This is a genomic window from Microbacterium mangrovi (assembly GCF_000802305.1).
GTDB lineage: Bacteria > Actinomycetota > Actinomycetes > Actinomycetales > Microbacteriaceae > Microbacterium > Microbacterium mangrovi.
On sequence record NZ_JTDK01000022.1, the window covers coordinates 1 to 13,962 of the forward strand.

Sequence of the window (13,962 nt, forward strand, 5' to 3'; positions counted from 1 at the left end):
GGGTCGCCGCGTAGGTAGCGCCTACTTCAGGTGCGGGAGGATGTCCGTCTGCGGGTTCAACGTCACCGGAATCTGGGTTCCGTTGATCACCAGCGTCGGAGTACCGGTGGCGCCGCTCGGCAGCTGGGCCGCCTGCACGTACTTCTGGTACTTGTTCGCGTTGATCTCCTTCTCGAGCTCGCTCGTCATGTTGACGCCGGCCTTCTTGGCGACGTCGATGATCTGCTGATCGGTGAGACCGGCCGAGCCCTCCTGGGGCTGGTTCGCGTACAGCGCCTGCATGAACGCGTACGCGTGCGCATAGTCGTGGATCGTGACCGAGTACATCGCCGAGCCGGCGCGGCTCGAGTACCCGGTGGGGTTTGTGCGGTTGTCGAGGATCGCAACCGGCTGGACCACGAGCTGGGCCTTACCGCTGTCCATCTGCTGCTTGATCGTGGGGCCCTCCGCCTGCTCGAACTGGTTGCAGATCGGGCAGAGGAAGTCGATGTACGTGGTGATGGTGTTCTTCTTCGAGTCCCCGAAGACGATCCCGCCGTCCTTCGTGATGTGCGAAGACGTCGGCGTCTCCGCTGGGGAGGTCGCCTTGTTGTTCATGGCGATGACGATGCCGGCGACGGCGACGATCACCACCACGACGGCGATCGTGATCCAGATCGCGAACCAGTTCGTCTTGCGTACAGCCATCGAGAGTTCCTCCACCGAAGATCAACCAGGGCGTTCCTGTCGCACGGGGGACTCGACAGCATTCCCCTCCACGCTATCAGCGGCAGTGGGACGCCCGGCCCTGGCTCTCCGGACGCAGGCGACCCCCGGCATCCGGAGGGATGCACGGGGGTCGCGGTTGTCGCGTCAGCGGCGCGGCGTCACTTGAACAGCGTCGCCAGGTCGGCCGGGGCCGGCAGGGTGCTGAGCGAGATGGTCTTGCCGTTGATCGCGATGGTGGGCGTCCCGATTCCGGTGGCACCAGGCGACAGCGGGGTCTTCGGGGTCATCTTCGTCACGTAGTTCGCGTAGGCGTTCGACGTGATGTCGCTCTGCAGAGCGCTGGTCACATTGACGCCCGCCTTCTTGGCGTACGAGATCATCTGGTCGTCGGTCAGCCCCGACGCGCCCTCGGCCGGCTGGTTCGCGTACAGCTCCTGGATGAACGGGTAGACGTGGGTGTAGTCGTGGACGGCCACGGCGTAGACGGCGCTCGCGGCACGTGTGGAGTACATCGTTCCGCTGGACTGGGGGTCCAGGATCGAGATCGGGTGGATCTGCAGGGTGATCGTGTTGTTGCTCACCAGCTGCTGGATGCTCGTCCCGTATGCCTCTTCGAACTGCTTGCAGATCGGGCACTGGAGATCGATGTAGTTGGCCATGGTGTCTTTGCCGGACCCCATCGAGATCGCACCGCTCTTGGTGTCGATGTGCGACGACGTGGGAGTCTTGTCGCCGAGCGGGATCGTCTTGGACGCCGTCGCGGCGTTGTTCATCGCGATCACGACACCGGTCACGGCGACCACGATCACGACGACGGCGATCGTGATCCAGATCGCGAACCAGTTCGTCTTGCGTACAGCAGTGGCCATGTCTACCTCAGGACTCGGGGTGAAGGTCAGGGGATGGGGGTGGGGGTGATGCCGAAGGGCGCAAGGCCCGCGGCCCCGCCGTCGTGGGCGGTGAGCACCCACACTCCCCCATCGTGCACGGCGACGCTATGTTCCCAATGTGAGCCGTCGGTGCCGTCGACGGTCGAGACGGTCCAGTCGTCGTCCTCCACGAAGGTCTCCTGCGATCCGCCGACGACCATCGGCTCGATCGCGAGCACGAGTCCGGGCCGGACGGCGGGACCGAGGTCGGCCGTGCGGTAGTTGAACACGGACGGCGCCTCGTGCATCTTGCGGCCGATGCCATGACCGACGTAGTCGCGCAGGATGCCGTAGCCGTGACCGGATGCCTCGATGTGGCCCTGGACGGCGTCGCCGATCTCGCCGATGTGCTTGGCGTGCGCGAGCGCGGCGATGCCGGCCCACAGCGACCCCTCCGTGACACGCGAGAGCTCCTCGCGCGCGGCGACGAGCTCCGGCTGGGCGGGGTCGGGCAGCACGATCGTCATCGCGCTGTCGCCGTTCCATCCCTTGAACTGCGCACCCGCATCGATCGAGACGATGTCCCCCGGCTGCAGCGCGCGGTCACCGGGGATGCCGTGCACGACCTGTTCGTTGACCGACGTGCACACCGTGTGCCGGTAGCCGCGCACCAGCTGGAAGTTGGACTCGGCGCCGTGCTCTTTGACGACGCGGAATGCCGCGGCATCCAACTCGAGCGTCGTCACGCCCGGCGCGACGATCTCACGCACCGCGTCGAGCATCCGCGCGGTGATGAGTCCCGGCTCCACCATGCCGCGCAGCTGCGCGGGCGTCTTGTAGATTCCGCGGCGAAGGCCCATCGACACGGCCTCAGACCGCGGCGACGCGTTCGATGCCGCGCTCGGCCAGGGCGGCGTTGATGCGCTCCTCGACCTCGTCGAGGTTGCCGACGCCGTCGATCACCGCGACGATGCCGCGATCGCGGTAGATGTCGAGGATCGGCGCGGTTTCGCGCTCGTAGATCGACAGTCGGTGCGCGATGACCTCTTCGGTGTCGTCGCTGCGCCCCTGCTCCTGCGCACGCAGCGCGATGCGCTCGATGCTGATCTCGCGCGGCACCGAGAGCTCGATGACGACGTCGAGCGACGCGTTCTGCTCGTCGAGGAACCGGTCGAGGTCGGCGACCTGCGCCGCGTTTCGCGGATATCCGTCGAGCAGGAAGCCGTTCGCGGCATCCGGCTGGTTGATCCGGTCGCGCACGACCGCGCCGGTCAGCTCGTCGGGGACCAGGTCGCCGGCGTCGATGATCGCCTTGACCTGGCGGCCGAGCTCCGTCTGCTCCTTGATGTTCGCGCGGAACACGTCGCCGGTGGACACCTCCGGGATGCCGAACGTCTCGGAGATCCGGGCGCCCTGGGTTCCCTTGCCGGAGCCCTGGGGCCCGACGATGAGCAGGCGTGCTGAGGTCATCGGAGGAGCCCTTCGTAGTGGCGCTGCTGAAGCTGCGCGTCGATCTGCTTCACGGTCTCGAGGCCGACGCCCACCATGATGAGGATCGACGTCCCGCCGAACGGGAAGTTCTGATTGGCGCTGACGGTCGACAGGGCGATCAGCGGGATGAGGGCGACCAGACCCAGATACATCGAACCCGGCAGGGTGATGCGCGTGAGGACGTAGTCGAGGTACTCGGCGGTCGGCCGGCCGGCGCGGATGCCGGGGATGAAGCCGCCGTACTTCTTCATGTTGTCGGCGACCTCGACCGGGTTGAACGTGATCGCGACGTAGAAGTACGTGAAGCCGACGATGAGCAGGAAGTACAGGAGCCAGTACAGCGGGTGGTCGCCCTTGGTGAGGTAGAGCGAGATCCACGTGACCCACGGCGCCGGAGTCTCACCGGGCTTGGGCTGGTTGAACTGGGCGATGAGCGCGGGGATGTACAGCAGCGACGAGGCGAAGATGACGGGCACGACGCCGGCCATGTTGACCTTGATCGGAATGTACGTGTTGGTGCCGCCGTAGGTGCGGCGTCCGACCATGCGCTTGGCGTACTGCACCGGGATGCGGCGCTGCGACTGCTCGACGAACACGACGAGGCCGATGATCACGATGCCGATCGCGATGACGAGGAAGAAGACCTCCCAGCCGCGCGAGACCTTGATGGCCCACATGGCTGCGGGGAAGGATGCCGCGATCGACGTGAAGATGAGGATCGACATGCCGTTGCCGATGCCCTTCTCGGTGACGAGCTCGGCGAACCACATGATGAGGCCGGTGCCGGCGGTCATCGTGAGGATCATCAGCAGCTGGGCCCACCACGCGTCGTTGGTGACCAGCTGCTGGCAGGCGCTGTTGGAGCTGTTGCCGAGGAGCTGACCGCTGCGGGCCACGGTCACGAGGGTGGTCGACTGCAGCAGCGCCAGCGCGATCGTGAGGTAGCGGGTGTACTGGGTCAGCTTCGCCTGGCCGGCCTGACCCTCCTTGTACAGCGTCTCGAAGTGCGGGATCACCACGCGCAGCAGCTGCACGATGATCGTCGCGGTGATGTACGGCATGACGCCGAGCGCGAAGATCGACAGCTGCAGCAGCGCACCGCCGGAGAACAGGTTGACCATCGACAGCAGGCCCTGCGTGCCGGCGCCGCTGGCGGCCAGACACTTCTGCACGTTGGTGAAGTCGACGAACGGCGTCGGGATGTGCGCACCGAAGCGATAGATGACGATGATCAGCAGAGTGAAGCCGATTTTCCGTCGCAGATCAGGGGTGCGGAAGACCCGCCCGATGGCGCTGAACAAGAGGTTTCCTCCAAAAGGATGCCGGTGCGACACTGCGCACCAGCTACCAGGCTAACCCAAGAGGGGACTGGAGCTTGCTCCAGTCCCCTCTCTGAGTGGTCTTACTCGGCGACCGTGACGGTCCCGCCGGCGGCCACGATCTTCTGCTCGGCGGAAGCCGAGACCTTGTCGACCGTGATGTTCAGCTTGACCGAGATGTCGCCGGTGCCGAGCACCTTGACCTTCTCGTTCTTGCGAACGGCGCCCTTGGCGACCAGGTCGGCGACGGTCACGTCGCCTCCGGTCGGGTACAGCTCGGCGAGCTTCTCGAGGTTCACGACCTGGAACTCCACGCGGAACGGGTTCTTGAACCCGCGCAGCTTCGGTGCACGCATGTGCAGCGGAAGCTGCCCGCCCTGGAATCCGGGACGAACCTGGTAGCGGGCCTTCGTACCCTTGGTACCGCGACCGGCGGTCTTACCCTTGGACGCCTCACCGCGACCCACGCGGGTCTTCGCGGTGTTGGCACCGGGGACCGGCCGCAGGTGGTGGACCTTCAGCACGCCCGGGCGGGCGGCTGCGGCTTCCTTCTTCTCAGCCATTAGTCGATCTCCTCAACCTTGACGAGGTGTGCGACGGTCTTGACGTAGCCGCGCGTCTGCGCGTCGTCGGGACGGACGACCGAGTCGCCGATCCGCTTGAGACCGAGCGAACGCAGCGTGTCGCGCTGGTTCTGCTTCTCACTCACCTTGGACTTTGTCTGCGTGACCTTCAGACGCGCAGCCATCAGGCACCTACCTTCGCTTCGCGCGCAGCGGCGGCCTGCTCGGCCTCGGCGCGGATGAGTCGGGCGGGGGCGACCTGGTCGAATTCCAGGCCACGGCGTGCGGCGACCGCACGGGGCTCCTCGAGCTGCTTCAGCGCCTCGACGGTCGCGTGCACGATGTTGATCGTGTTCGACGAGCCGAGCGACTTCGACAGGACGTCGTGGATGCCGGCGCACTCCAGGACAGCGCGGACCGGGCCACCGGCGATGACACCGGTACCGGCAGCGGCCGGACGAAGGAGCACGACACCGGCAGCGGCCTCACCCTGCACCGGGTGCGGGATGGTGGAGCCGGCACGGGGCACGCGGAAGAAGTTGCGCTTGGCCTCTTCGACACCCTTCGAGATGGCCAGGGGCACCTCGCGGGCCTTGCCGTAGCCGACGCCCACGACACCGTTGCCGTCGCCGACGACGACGAGCGCGGTGAAGCTGAAGCGGCGACCGCCCTTGACGACCTTCGACACACGGTTGATCGTGACGACGCGCTCGAGGAACTGGCTCTCGTTGCGGTCGCGCGACCCACGGTCGTTGCGGGGGTTGCGCTCGCGGCCGCCGCGGCGGGGCTCGCGCTCGCGCGTGGCCTCAGCGGCCTCGGCCGGAGCCTGGGTGGCATCGGTCACTTCGGTTGCTCCGTTGGTGTTGGTTGCATCGCTCACAGGTTCAGCCCTCCTTCGCGGGCGCCGTCGGCGATCGCCGCGACACGACCGGCGTACCGGTTGCCGCCACGGTCGAAGACGACCTCCTCGACGCCGGCGGCCTTGGCGCGCTCGGCGACCAGCTCGCCGACCTTGCGGGCCTTGGCGGTCTTGTCACCGTCGAGCGACCGCAGGTCGTTCTCGAGGGTGGAGGCGGAAGCCACGGTGTGGCCCTTGCTGTCGTCCACGACCTGCACGAAGACGTGACGCGCGGAACGGGTCACGACCAGGCGCGGACGCTCGGAGGTGCCGACGACCTTCTTGCGAAGGCGTGCGTGACGACGCGCACGGGCGTCGGACTTCGACTTCACAGCCATGATTACTTACCAGCCTTTCCGGCCTTGCGACGCACGACCTCGCCGGCGTAGCGCACGCCCTTGCCCTTGTACGGCTCGGGCTTGCGGATCTTGCGGATGTTCGCAGCCGCCTCGCCGACGGCCTGCTTGTCGATGCCGCTGACGGTGAGCTTGTTGTTGCCCTCGACCGTCAGGGTGATCCCGGCGGGCGGGTCGACCAGGACGGGGTGCGAGAAGCCCAGCGCGAACTCGACGGACGAGCCCTTCTGCTGGACGCGGTAACCCGTGCCGACGACCTCGAGGCCCTTGGAGTAGCCCTGGGTGACACCGATGATGTTGTTGTTGATGAGGGTGCGGGTGAGGCCGTGCAGCGAGCGCGAGGAGCGCTCGTCGTCGGGGCGGGAGACCACGACCTGGGCCTCCTCGACCTTGACCTCGATGGGGCGCGAGACGGTGAGCTTGAGCTCGCCCTTCGGGCCCTTGACCGCAACGTCCTGACCGTCGACCGTCACGGTCACGCCGGCAGGGATGTCGATGGGAAGGCGTCCAATACGCGACATGTCAGATCACCACACGTAGGCGAGGACTTCCCCACCCACGCCCTTCTGCTCGGCCTGGCGGTCGGTGAGGAGACCGGAGGAGGTGGACAGGATCGCGATGCCGAGGCCGCCGAGGACCTTGGGCAGCTCGGTCGACTTCGCGTAGACGCGGAGGCCGGGCTTGGAGACGCGCTTGATGCCCGCGATCGAACGCTCGCGGTTGCCGCCGTACTTCAGCTCCATGGTCAGGGTCTGACCGACGCGGGCGTCGGAGACGGACCAGTCGGCGATGTAGCCCTCGAGCTTGAGGATCTCGGCGATGTGGGTCTTGAGCTTGGAGCTCGGCAGCGACACGGAGTCGTGGTGCGCCGAGTTCGCGTTGCGCAGACGGGTCAGCATGTCTGCGACCGGGTCTGTCATCGTCATGATGTTTTTCCTTTGATCATGAGGTTTCGGCAGCCGTTACACGGCTGACGACCTGCAATGAAGTTCCGTATTCAGTTGTCTGAACAGAGGGATGCCTGGGCGTGTTCGTCCAGGCATCCCTCCATTCTGTCAGATCACGCCTGAGCGTCTGCCGACTTGAACGGGAAGCCGAGCGCCTTGAGCAGCGCGCGACCCTCCGCATCGGTGTTCGCCGAGGTGACGACGGTGATGTCGAAGCCGCGCACGCGGTCGATGCGGTCCTGGTTGATCTCGTGGAAGACCGACTGCTCCTGCAGACCGAAGGTGTAGTTGCCGTGACCGTCGAACTGGTCGCCCGACAGACCGCGGAAGTCGCGGATGCGGGGCAGCGCCAGGTTGACGAGGCGGTCCAGGAACTCCCAGGCACGGTCGCCGCGCAGCGTGACGTGCGCGCCGATGGGCTGGCCCTCGCGCAGCTTGAACTGCGCGATCGACTTGCGTGCCTTGGTGACGATCGGCTTCTGACCGGTGATCTTGGTGAGGTCGTCGACCGCCCCATCGATCACCTTGCTGTCACGAGCCGCCTCACCGACACCGGTGTTGACGACGACCTTGACGAGGCCCGGGATCTGCATGACGTTGGCGTAGCCGAACTCGTCCTGCAGAGCCTTGCGGATCTCGGTGTTGTACTTCTGCTTCAGGCGGGGCTGGATCTTGCCAGCCTCCACGGCAGTGTCGGTGCTCATCAGAGGTCCTTACCGCTCTTCTTGGCGAAGCGCACGCGGACGCTGCGCTTGCGGCCGTCCTTGATCTGCTCCTCGACGCGGTGGCCGACGCGGGTCGGCTTCTTCGTCTCGGGGTCGACCAGGGCGACGTTGGAGATGTGGATCGGCGCCTCGAAGGTCTCGATGCCGCCGGTCTTGGTGCCGCGCTGGGTCTGCCCGACGCGGTTGTGCTTCGTGATGTAGTTCACACCCTCGACGATCACGCGGTTCTGCTCGGGAAGGATCTCGAGGACCTTGCCCTGCTTGCCGCGGTCACCGCCCTTGTCCTGCTTCTTGCCGGTGATGACCTGAACGAGGTCGCCCTTTTTGATGTTCGCCATGATCAGATAACCTCCGGGGCGAGCGAGACGATCTTCATGAACTTCTTGTCACGAAGCTCACGACCGACCGGCCCGAAGATGCGGGTGCCGCGGGGCTCCCCGTCGTTCTTCAGGATGACGGCGGCGTTCTCGTCGAACTTGATGTACGAGCCGTCGGGACGGCGCGTCTGCTTCACGGTGCGGACGATGACAGCCTTGACGACGTCGCCCTTCTTCACGTTGCCGCCGGGGATGGCATCCTTCACCGTGGCGACGATGACGTCACCGACACCGGCGTAGCGGCGGTTCGAGCCACCGAGCACGCGGATGGTGAGGATCTCCTTGGCGCCGGTGTTGTCGGCGACCTTGAGGCGGGATTCGGTCTGGATCACTTTGCCTTCTCCAGGATCTCGACCAGACGCCAGCGCTTCGTGGCCGACAGCGGACGGGTCTCATTGATGAGGACGAGGTCGCCGATGCCGGCGGTGTTGTTCTCGTCGTGCGCCTTGACCTTCGACGTGCGACGGATGACCTTGCCGTAGAGGGGGTGCTTCACGCGGTCCTCGACCTCGACGACGATCGTCTTGTCCATCTTGTCGCTGACGACATAGCCGCGGCGCGCCTTGCGGTAGCCACGGGCGCTCTCGTCGCGGACGTCGTGCTCGGCGTGCTCGTGTCCGGCTTCAGCCGTCTTGTCTGCAGCAGCCATCACTCAGCCTCTTCCTTCACGGCCTCGGAGGCGGCATCCGCCTTCTTGGCCTTCTTCTTCGCCTTCGTCGCCTCGACGGGAGCGGGCGTGGCACGGATGCCGAGCTCGCGCTCACGGATGACGGTGTAGAGCCGCGCGATGTCGCGCTTGACCGCACGGATGCGGCCGTGGCTCTCGAGCTGGCCGGTGGCCGACTGGAAGCGCAGGTTGAACAGCTCTTCCTTGGCCTTGCGCAGCTCTTCGACGAGGCGCGTGTCCTCGAACGTGTCCAGCTCGCTGGGGGCGAGCTCCTTGGTGCCGATCGCCATTACGCGTCGCCCTCCTCGCGCTTGATGATGCGTGCCTTCAGGGGCAGCTTGTGAATGGCACGGGTCAGGGCCTCACGAGCGAGTTCCTCGTTGACGCCCGCGACCTCGAAGAGGACGCGACCCGGCTTGACGTTTGCAACCCACCACTCGGGCGAGCCCTTACCGGAACCCATGCGGGTTTCAGCCGGCTTCTTGGTGAGCGGGCGGTCGGGGTAGATGTTGATCCACACCTTTCCACCACGCTTGATGTGACGGGTCATCGCGATACGAGCGGACTCGATCTGACGGTTGGTCACGTAAGCCGGGGTGAGCGCCTGGATGCCGAACTCGCCGAAGGAGACCTTCGTGCCGCCGGTCGCCTGGCCGCTGCGGCCCGGGTGGTGCTGCTTGCGGTACTTGACTTTACGGGGGATAAGCATTACGCCGATGCTCCTTCTGCGACAGGGGCCTCGTTGCGCGGGCCACGGCGACGGTCGCCACGGTCGTCGCGACCGCGGGACTTCGGCGCGTTGGCCTGCTCGCGTGCGAGCTCCTTGTTGGTCAGGTCGCCCTTGTAGATCCAGACCTTCACGCCGATGCGGCCGAAGGTGGTCTTGGCCTCGTAGAAGCCGTAGTCGATGTTCGCGCGCAGCGTGTGCAGCGGCACACGACCCTCGCGGTAGAACTCCGACCGGCTCATCTCGGCGCCGCCGAGACGGCCCGAGACCTGGATGCGAACGCCCTTGGCGCCGGCGCGCTGTGCGCCCTGCAGGCCCTTGCGCATCGCGCGGCGGAACGCCACGCGGGCGCTCAGCTGCTCAGCGATGCCCTGGGCGACCAGCTGAGCGTCGGCCTCGGGGTTGCGCACCTCGAGGATGTTCAGCTGGATCTGCTTGCCGGTGAGCTTCTCGAGGTCGGCGCGGATGCGCTCGGCCTCGGCGCCTCGGCGACCGATCACGATGCCGGGGCGCGCGGTGTGGATGTCGACGCGGACGCGGTCACGCGTGCGCTCGATCTCGATGTTGCTGACGCCGGCCCGGTCGAGCTGGGTCTGCAGCAGACGACGGATCTTGATGTCCTCGGCGACGTAGTCGGCGTAACGCTGGCCCGGCTTCGTCGAGTCCGAGAACCAACGCGACACGTGGTCGGTCGTGATTCCGAGGCGGAAGCCGTACGGGTTTACCTTCTGTCCCATTACTTGCTCGCCTTCTTGTTGCTGTTCTCGGCCAGTTCGGGCGTCGCGAGCACCACAGTGATGTGGCTCGTGCGCTTCTTGATCTGGAACGCGCGGCCCTGGGCGCGGGGCTGGAAACGCTTGAGCGTCGTCCCCTCGTCCACGAACGCGTTCTTCACGAACAGGTCGCGCTCGTCGAGGTACTCGCCGGCATTGTCCGCCTTGACGCGGGCGTTGGCGACGGCCGACTCGACCAGCTTGTAGATCGGGTCGCTCGCGCTCTGCTGCGCGAACTTGAGGATCGCGAGGGCTTCTTCAGCCTGCTTCCCCTTGATGAGTGCGACAACACGACGAGCCTTCTGAGGGGTCACGCGGATGTGTCGCACCTTGGCGATGGACTCCACCATTTCTCTCTCCTCTTGCCCCCGCGTCAGCGGCGGCGGCCCTTCTTGTCGTCCTTCACGTGGCCGCGGAAGGTGCGGGTGGGCGCGAACTCGCCCAGCTTGTGGCCGACCATCGTCTCGGTGACGAACACCGGGATGTGCTTGCGGCCGTCGTGCACGGCGATCGTGTGGCCGAGCATGGCCGGGATGATCATCGAGCGGCGCGACCACGTCTTGATGACGTTCTTGCTGCCGGCTTCGTTCTGCACGACCACCTTGCGAAGCAGGTGCTCGTCGACGAAGGGGCCCTTCTTAAGACTGCGAGGCATCTTCTCTTACTCCTACTTGCGCTTCTTGCCGGCGTTGCGACGACGCACGATGTACTTGTCGCTTTCCTTGTTCGCGTGACGGGTGCGGCCCTCGGCCTGACCCCACGGCGACACCGGGTGGCGACCACCGGACGTCTTGCCCTCACCACCACCGTGCGGGTGGTCGACCGGGTTCATCGCGACACCGCGGACGGTCGGGCGGATGCCCTTCCAGCGGTTGCGACCGGCCTTGCCCCAGTTGATGTTGGACTGCTCGGCGTTGCCGACCTCGCCGATCGTCGCACGGCAGCGCGCGTCGACGTTGCGGATCTCGCCCGAGGGCATGCGCAGCTGGGCGTAGGGACCGTCCTTCGCGACCAGACGCACCGAGACGCCCGCCGAGCGGGCGATCTTCGCACCGCCACCGGGGCGCAGCTCGATCGCGTGGATCACGGTACCGGTGGGGATGTTCTTCAGCGGCAGGTTGTTGCCCGGCTTGATGTCAGCCGAGGCGCCCGACTCGATGATGTCGCCCTGCTGCAGCTTGTTCGGGGCGAGGATGTAGCGCTTCTCGCCGTCGAAGTAGTGGAGCAGCGCGATGCGCGCGGTGCGGTTGGGGTCGTACTCGATGTGAGCGACCTTGGCGTTGATGCCGTCCTTGTCGTTGCGACGGAAGTCGATGACGCGGTACTGACGCTTGTGGCCACCACCGATGTGACGGGTGGTGATGCGGCCCTGGTTGTTGCGGCCGCCGGTCTTCGACAGCGGACGCAGCAGCGACTTCTCAGGCGTCGACCGGGTGATCTCGGCGAAGTCGGCCACCGACGAGCCGCGACGACCGGGCGTCGTGGGCTTGTACTTGCGAATAGCCATGTGTTCTGTCCTCTATCCCGACTGTCAGCCGACGGCCGTGAAGATGTCGATGGTGCCCGACTTCAGCGTGACGACGGCGCGCTTGGTGTCCTTGCGCTTGCCGGTGCCGAAACGGGTGCGGCGGGCCTTGCCGACGCGGTTGAGCGTGTTGACCGAAGCGACCTTGACGCCGAAGATCTTCTCGATCGCCAGCTTGATCTCGGTCTTGTTCGCACGGGGGTCCACGAGGAACGTGTACTTGCCCTCGTCGATCAGGCCGTAGCTCTTCTCAGAGACCACCGGCTTGAGGATGATGTCGCGCGGGTCCTTGTTCTGGGCGTTGTCCAGAGCGGTCATGCCGAGACCTCCGAAGTAGCGGCGCTCTTGGACGCGACGAACGCGTCGTAGGCGGCCTTGGTGAAGACGATGTCGTCGGAGACGAGCACGTCGTAGGCGTTCAGCTGGTCGAAGTTCAGCACGTGGATGTAGCCGAGGTTGCGCACGCTCAGAGCGGTCACGTCGTCTTCGCGGTCGATGACGACGAGCACGTTCTTGACGGCGCCGAGACCCGCGAGCACGGCGGCGGCGGCCTTGGTCGAGGGCTTGCCCTCGATGCCGAAGGACTCGACGACGTGCAGACGCTCACCGCGCGCGCGGTCGCTGAGCGAGCCCAGCAGAGCGGCGGCGATCATCTTCTTGGGGGTGCGCTGCGAGTAGTCACGCGGCTTCGGGCCGTGGACGATGCCACCACCGGTGTGCTCAGGTGCGCGGATCGAGCCCTGACGCGAGTTGCCCGTGCCCTTCTGCTTGAAGGGCTTGCGGCCGGAGCCCGAGACCTCACCGCGACGCTTGGTCGAGTGGGTGCCCTGGCGTGCGGCGGCGAGCTGCGCGACGACGACCTGGTGGATGAGGGGGATGTTCGTCTTGACGTCGAAGATGTCGGCGGGCAGCTCGATGGAGCCGGCCTTCTTGCCGTCGGCCTTCACGACGTCGAGCGCGAGAGTCGAGTCAGCCATGTTCAGGCACCCTTCACTGCGTTGCGGACGTAGACGATGCGGCCACGAGCACCGGGGACGGCGCCCTTGACGAGCAGCAGACCCTTCTCGGCGTCGACGGCGTGCACCGTGAGGTTGAGGACGGTCACGCGCTCGCCACCCATGCGGCCGGCCATGCGCATGCCCTTGAAGACGCGGCTGGGCGTCGACGAGGCACCGATCGAACCGGGCTTGCGGTGGTTGCGGTGCGCACCGTGCGAAGCGGAGACACCCTTGAAGTTGTGACGCTTCATGACACCGGCGAAGCCCTTGCCCTTGCTGGTGCCGACGACGTCGACCAGCTGGCCGGCCTCGAACAGGCCCTCGACCGTCAGCTCCTGACCGAGTGAGTAGTCAGCGGCATCCGCGGTGCGGACCTCGGTCACGTGGCGGCGCGGCGTGACGCCGGCGGCCTCGAAGTGACCGGTGAGGGGCTTGGTGACCTTGCGGGGGTCGATCTGGCCCGCCGAGATCTGAACGGCGTTGTAGCCGTCCTTCTCGAGGTTGCGGATCTGGGTGACCACGTTCGGCGCGATCTCGATGACCGTGACCGGCACGAGCTTGCCCTGGTCGTTCCAGACCTGGGTCATGCCGAGCTTGGTGCCCAGGAGACCCTTGGAAATCTTGTTGTTGATGTCAGCCATGTCGAACCTCAGAGCTTGATCTCGATGTTGACATCGGCCGGCAGGTCAAGGCGCATCAGCGAGTCGACGGCCTTGGGCGTCGGGTCGACGATGTCGATCAGACGCTTGTGGGTGCGCATCTCGAAGTGCTCGCGGCTGTCCTTGTACTTGTGCGGCGACCGGATGACGCACACGACGTTCTTCTCGGTCGGAAGCGGCACGGGGCCGACGACGGTGGCGCCGGCACGGGTCACGGTGTCGACGATCTTGCGCGCCGAGCTGTCGAGCCCGGCGTGGTCGTACGACTTCAGGCGAATGCGGATCTTCTGTCCCGCCATTTGTCTGCTCACTCTCTTTCTCGCGTCATACGTCTCTGCCCCGATTCGGCAGCTGCGCATT

Annotated in this window: 25 protein-coding genes; all 25 read right to left on the reverse strand. The window is 66.1% G+C overall.

Annotation, left to right across the window (positions count from 1 at the left end; translation table 11 throughout):
* Positions 1-21: 21 nt before the first annotated feature.
* The 25 genes from LK09_RS18715 to rpsJ all read right to left on the reverse strand — a co-directional run bounded on the left by LK09_RS18715 (position 22) and on the right by rpsJ (position 13,901).
* Positions 22-687: a DsbA family protein gene (locus LK09_RS18715; RefSeq protein ID WP_039402982.1), complete on the reverse strand. Its 666-nt coding sequence runs from the start codon at positions 685-687 to the stop codon at positions 22-24.
* A 179-nt stretch (positions 688-866) separates the two neighbouring features.
* Positions 867-1,577, reverse strand: a complete 711-nt coding sequence (locus tag LK09_RS18720; RefSeq protein WP_039402984.1) for a DsbA family protein — start codon at positions 1,575-1,577, stop codon at positions 867-869.
* A gap of 26 nt (positions 1,578-1,603) precedes the next feature.
* Positions 1,604-2,437 carry a type I methionyl aminopeptidase gene (gene map / locus LK09_RS18725; protein WP_039402986.1) on the reverse strand — a complete coding sequence of 278 codons (834 nt, stop codon included), beginning with the start codon at positions 2,435-2,437 and terminating at the stop codon, positions 1,604-1,606.
* A 10-nt stretch (positions 2,438-2,447) separates the two neighbouring features.
* The gene (locus tag LK09_RS18730; RefSeq protein WP_039402988.1) at positions 2,448-3,047 is read right to left on the reverse strand and encodes an adenylate kinase; all 600 of its coding nucleotides are present in this window, start codon (positions 3,045-3,047) and stop codon (positions 2,448-2,450) included.
* Positions 3,044-4,369, reverse strand: coding sequence for a preprotein translocase subunit SecY (secY, locus tag LK09_RS18735; RefSeq protein WP_039402990.1), 1,326 nt, complete (start codon positions 4,367-4,369; stop codon positions 3,044-3,046). Before secY ends, LK09_RS18730 begins: the two co-directional genes overlap by 4 nt.
* A 101-nt stretch (positions 4,370-4,470) precedes the next feature.
* Positions 4,471-4,950 carry a 50S ribosomal protein L15 gene (gene rplO / locus LK09_RS18740; protein WP_052227001.1) on the reverse strand — a complete coding sequence of 160 codons (480 nt, stop codon included), beginning with the start codon at positions 4,948-4,950 and terminating at the stop codon, positions 4,471-4,473.
* Entirely contained in the window at positions 4,950-5,135 is a 186-nt protein-coding gene (gene rpmD, locus LK09_RS18745) for a 50S ribosomal protein L30 (protein WP_039402995.1), read from the reverse strand. Before rpmD ends, rplO begins: the two co-directional genes overlap by 1 nt.
* Positions 5,135-5,830: a 30S ribosomal protein S5 gene (rpsE, locus tag LK09_RS18750; RefSeq protein WP_039402998.1), complete on the reverse strand. Its 696-nt coding sequence runs from the start codon at positions 5,828-5,830 to the stop codon at positions 5,135-5,137. The genes rpmD and rpsE overlap by 1 nt, the downstream gene beginning before the upstream one ends.
* Complete coding sequence (gene rplR / locus LK09_RS18755; RefSeq protein WP_039402999.1) at positions 5,827-6,186, reverse strand: 50S ribosomal protein L18; 360 nt, start codon at positions 6,184-6,186, stop codon at positions 5,827-5,829. The genes rpsE and rplR overlap by 4 nt, the downstream gene beginning before the upstream one ends.
* A 2-nt stretch (positions 6,187-6,188) precedes the next feature.
* Positions 6,189-6,725 (reverse strand): 50S ribosomal protein L6, encoded by a 537-nt coding sequence (rplF, locus tag LK09_RS18760; protein ID WP_039403001.1) that lies wholly within the window; start codon positions 6,723-6,725, stop codon positions 6,189-6,191.
* Between the two features lie 6 nt (positions 6,726-6,731).
* Positions 6,732-7,130 (reverse strand): 30S ribosomal protein S8, encoded by a 399-nt coding sequence (gene rpsH, locus LK09_RS18765; RefSeq protein WP_039403006.1) that lies wholly within the window; start codon positions 7,128-7,130, stop codon positions 6,732-6,734.
* Between the two features lie 134 nt (positions 7,131-7,264).
* Positions 7,265-7,855 (reverse strand): 50S ribosomal protein L5, encoded by a 591-nt coding sequence (gene rplE / locus LK09_RS18770; RefSeq protein ID WP_039403012.1) that lies wholly within the window; start codon positions 7,853-7,855, stop codon positions 7,265-7,267.
* On the reverse strand, positions 7,855-8,214 hold the full coding sequence (gene rplX / locus LK09_RS18775; protein ID WP_039403013.1) for a 50S ribosomal protein L24: 360 nt from the start codon (positions 8,212-8,214) through the stop codon (positions 7,855-7,857). Before rplX ends, rplE begins: the two co-directional genes overlap by 1 nt.
* A 2-nt stretch (positions 8,215-8,216) precedes the next feature.
* A complete protein-coding gene (rplN, locus tag LK09_RS18780) occupies positions 8,217-8,585 on the reverse strand; it encodes a 50S ribosomal protein L14 (protein ID WP_039403016.1) in 369 nt (122 codons plus the stop codon).
* Positions 8,582-8,902, reverse strand: coding sequence for a 30S ribosomal protein S17 (gene rpsQ, locus LK09_RS18785; protein WP_039403018.1), 321 nt, complete (start codon positions 8,900-8,902; stop codon positions 8,582-8,584). Before rpsQ ends, rplN begins: the two co-directional genes overlap by 4 nt.
* A complete protein-coding gene (gene rpmC / locus LK09_RS22160) occupies positions 8,902-9,210 on the reverse strand; it encodes a 50S ribosomal protein L29 (RefSeq protein ID WP_039403019.1) in 309 nt (102 codons plus the stop codon). The genes rpsQ and rpmC overlap by 1 nt, the downstream gene beginning before the upstream one ends.
* Positions 9,210-9,629, reverse strand: coding sequence for a 50S ribosomal protein L16 (gene rplP / locus LK09_RS18795; protein ID WP_018171451.1), 420 nt, complete (start codon positions 9,627-9,629; stop codon positions 9,210-9,212). Before rplP ends, rpmC begins: the two co-directional genes overlap by 1 nt.
* The gene (gene rpsC, locus LK09_RS18800) at positions 9,629-10,384 is read right to left on the reverse strand and encodes a 30S ribosomal protein S3 (RefSeq protein ID WP_039403021.1); all 756 of its coding nucleotides are present in this window, start codon (positions 10,382-10,384) and stop codon (positions 9,629-9,631) included. Before rpsC ends, rplP begins: the two co-directional genes overlap by 1 nt.
* Complete coding sequence (rplV, locus tag LK09_RS18805) at positions 10,384-10,770, reverse strand: 50S ribosomal protein L22 (RefSeq protein ID WP_039403027.1); 387 nt, start codon at positions 10,768-10,770, stop codon at positions 10,384-10,386. Before rplV ends, rpsC begins: the two co-directional genes overlap by 1 nt.
* A gap of 23 nt (positions 10,771-10,793) precedes the next feature.
* On the reverse strand, positions 10,794-11,075 hold the full coding sequence (rpsS, locus tag LK09_RS18810) for a 30S ribosomal protein S19 (RefSeq protein WP_022889728.1): 282 nt from the start codon (positions 11,073-11,075) through the stop codon (positions 10,794-10,796).
* Positions 11,076-11,087: 12 nt separating this feature from the next.
* Complete coding sequence (gene rplB / locus LK09_RS18815) at positions 11,088-11,927, reverse strand: 50S ribosomal protein L2 (protein WP_039403031.1); 840 nt, start codon at positions 11,925-11,927, stop codon at positions 11,088-11,090.
* Positions 11,928-11,951: 24 nt separating this feature from the next.
* Positions 11,952-12,263, reverse strand: coding sequence for a 50S ribosomal protein L23 (gene rplW / locus LK09_RS18820; RefSeq protein WP_039403042.1), 312 nt, complete (start codon positions 12,261-12,263; stop codon positions 11,952-11,954).
* A complete protein-coding gene (rplD, locus tag LK09_RS18825) occupies positions 12,260-12,922 on the reverse strand; it encodes a 50S ribosomal protein L4 (protein ID WP_039403044.1) in 663 nt (220 codons plus the stop codon). Before rplD ends, rplW begins: the two co-directional genes overlap by 4 nt.
* Before the next feature lie 2 nt (positions 12,923-12,924).
* Positions 12,925-13,584: a 50S ribosomal protein L3 gene (rplC, locus tag LK09_RS18830; protein WP_039403046.1), complete on the reverse strand. Its 660-nt coding sequence runs from the start codon at positions 13,582-13,584 to the stop codon at positions 12,925-12,927.
* A gap of 8 nt (positions 13,585-13,592) precedes the next feature.
* Positions 13,593-13,901, reverse strand: a complete 309-nt coding sequence (gene rpsJ / locus LK09_RS18835; RefSeq protein ID WP_039403048.1) for a 30S ribosomal protein S10 — start codon at positions 13,899-13,901, stop codon at positions 13,593-13,595.
* Positions 13,902-13,962 lie beyond the last annotated feature (61 nt).

Excerpts from the sequence above, each read along its gene's own strand:
- LK09_RS18715 (WP_039402982.1), bottom strand. The coding sequence starts at position 687 with ATGGCTGTACGCAAGACGAACTGGTTCGCGATCTGGATCACGATCGCC.
- LK09_RS18720 (WP_039402984.1), bottom strand. The coding sequence starts at position 1,577 with ATGGCCACTGCTGTACGCAAGACGAACTGGTTCGCGATCTGGATCACG.
- map (WP_039402986.1), bottom strand. The coding sequence starts at position 2,437 with ATGGGCCTTCGCCGCGGAATCTACAAGACGCCCGCGCAGCTGCGCGGC.
- LK09_RS18730 (WP_039402988.1), bottom strand. The coding sequence starts at position 3,047 with ATGACCTCAGCACGCCTGCTCATCGTCGGGCCCCAGGGCTCCGGCAAG.
- rplO (WP_052227001.1), bottom strand. The coding sequence starts at position 4,950 with ATGGCTGAGAAGAAGGAAGCCGCAGCCGCCCGCCCGGGCGTGCTGAAG.
- rpmD (WP_039402995.1), bottom strand. The coding sequence starts at position 5,135 with ATGGCTGCGCGTCTGAAGGTCACGCAGACAAAGTCCAAGGTGAGTGAG.
- rplR (WP_039402999.1), bottom strand. The coding sequence starts at position 6,186 with ATGGCTGTGAAGTCGAAGTCCGACGCCCGTGCGCGTCGTCACGCACGC.
- rplF (WP_039403001.1), bottom strand. The coding sequence starts at position 6,725 with ATGTCGCGTATTGGACGCCTTCCCATCGACATCCCTGCCGGCGTGACC.
- rpsH (WP_039403006.1), bottom strand. The coding sequence starts at position 7,130 with ATGACGATGACAGACCCGGTCGCAGACATGCTGACCCGTCTGCGCAAC.
- rplE (WP_039403012.1), bottom strand. The coding sequence starts at position 7,855 with ATGAGCACCGACACTGCCGTGGAGGCTGGCAAGATCCAGCCCCGCCTG.
- rplX (WP_039403013.1), bottom strand. The coding sequence starts at position 8,214 with ATGGCGAACATCAAAAAGGGCGACCTCGTTCAGGTCATCACCGGCAAG.
- rpsQ (WP_039403018.1), bottom strand. The coding sequence starts at position 8,902 with ATGGCTGCTGCAGACAAGACGGCTGAAGCCGGACACGAGCACGCCGAG.
- rpmC (WP_039403019.1), bottom strand. The coding sequence starts at position 9,210 with ATGGCGATCGGCACCAAGGAGCTCGCCCCCAGCGAGCTGGACACGTTC.
- rplP (WP_018171451.1), bottom strand. The coding sequence starts at position 9,629 with ATGCTTATCCCCCGTAAAGTCAAGTACCGCAAGCAGCACCACCCGGGC.
- rpsC (WP_039403021.1), bottom strand. The coding sequence starts at position 10,384 with ATGGGACAGAAGGTAAACCCGTACGGCTTCCGCCTCGGAATCACGACC.
- rplV (WP_039403027.1), bottom strand. The coding sequence starts at position 10,770 with ATGGTGGAGTCCATCGCCAAGGTGCGACACATCCGCGTGACCCCTCAG.
- rpsS (WP_022889728.1), bottom strand. The coding sequence starts at position 11,075 with ATGCCTCGCAGTCTTAAGAAGGGCCCCTTCGTCGACGAGCACCTGCTT.
- rplB (WP_039403031.1), bottom strand. The coding sequence starts at position 11,927 with ATGGCTATTCGCAAGTACAAGCCCACGACGCCCGGTCGTCGCGGCTCG.
- rplW (WP_039403042.1), bottom strand. The coding sequence starts at position 12,263 with ATGACCGCTCTGGACAACGCCCAGAACAAGGACCCGCGCGACATCATC.
- rplD (WP_039403044.1), bottom strand. The coding sequence starts at position 12,922 with ATGGCTGACTCGACTCTCGCGCTCGACGTCGTGAAGGCCGACGGCAAG.
- rplC (WP_039403046.1), bottom strand. The coding sequence starts at position 13,584 with ATGGCTGACATCAACAACAAGATTTCCAAGGGTCTCCTGGGCACCAAG.
- rpsJ (WP_039403048.1), bottom strand. The coding sequence starts at position 13,901 with ATGGCGGGACAGAAGATCCGCATTCGCCTGAAGTCGTACGACCACGCC.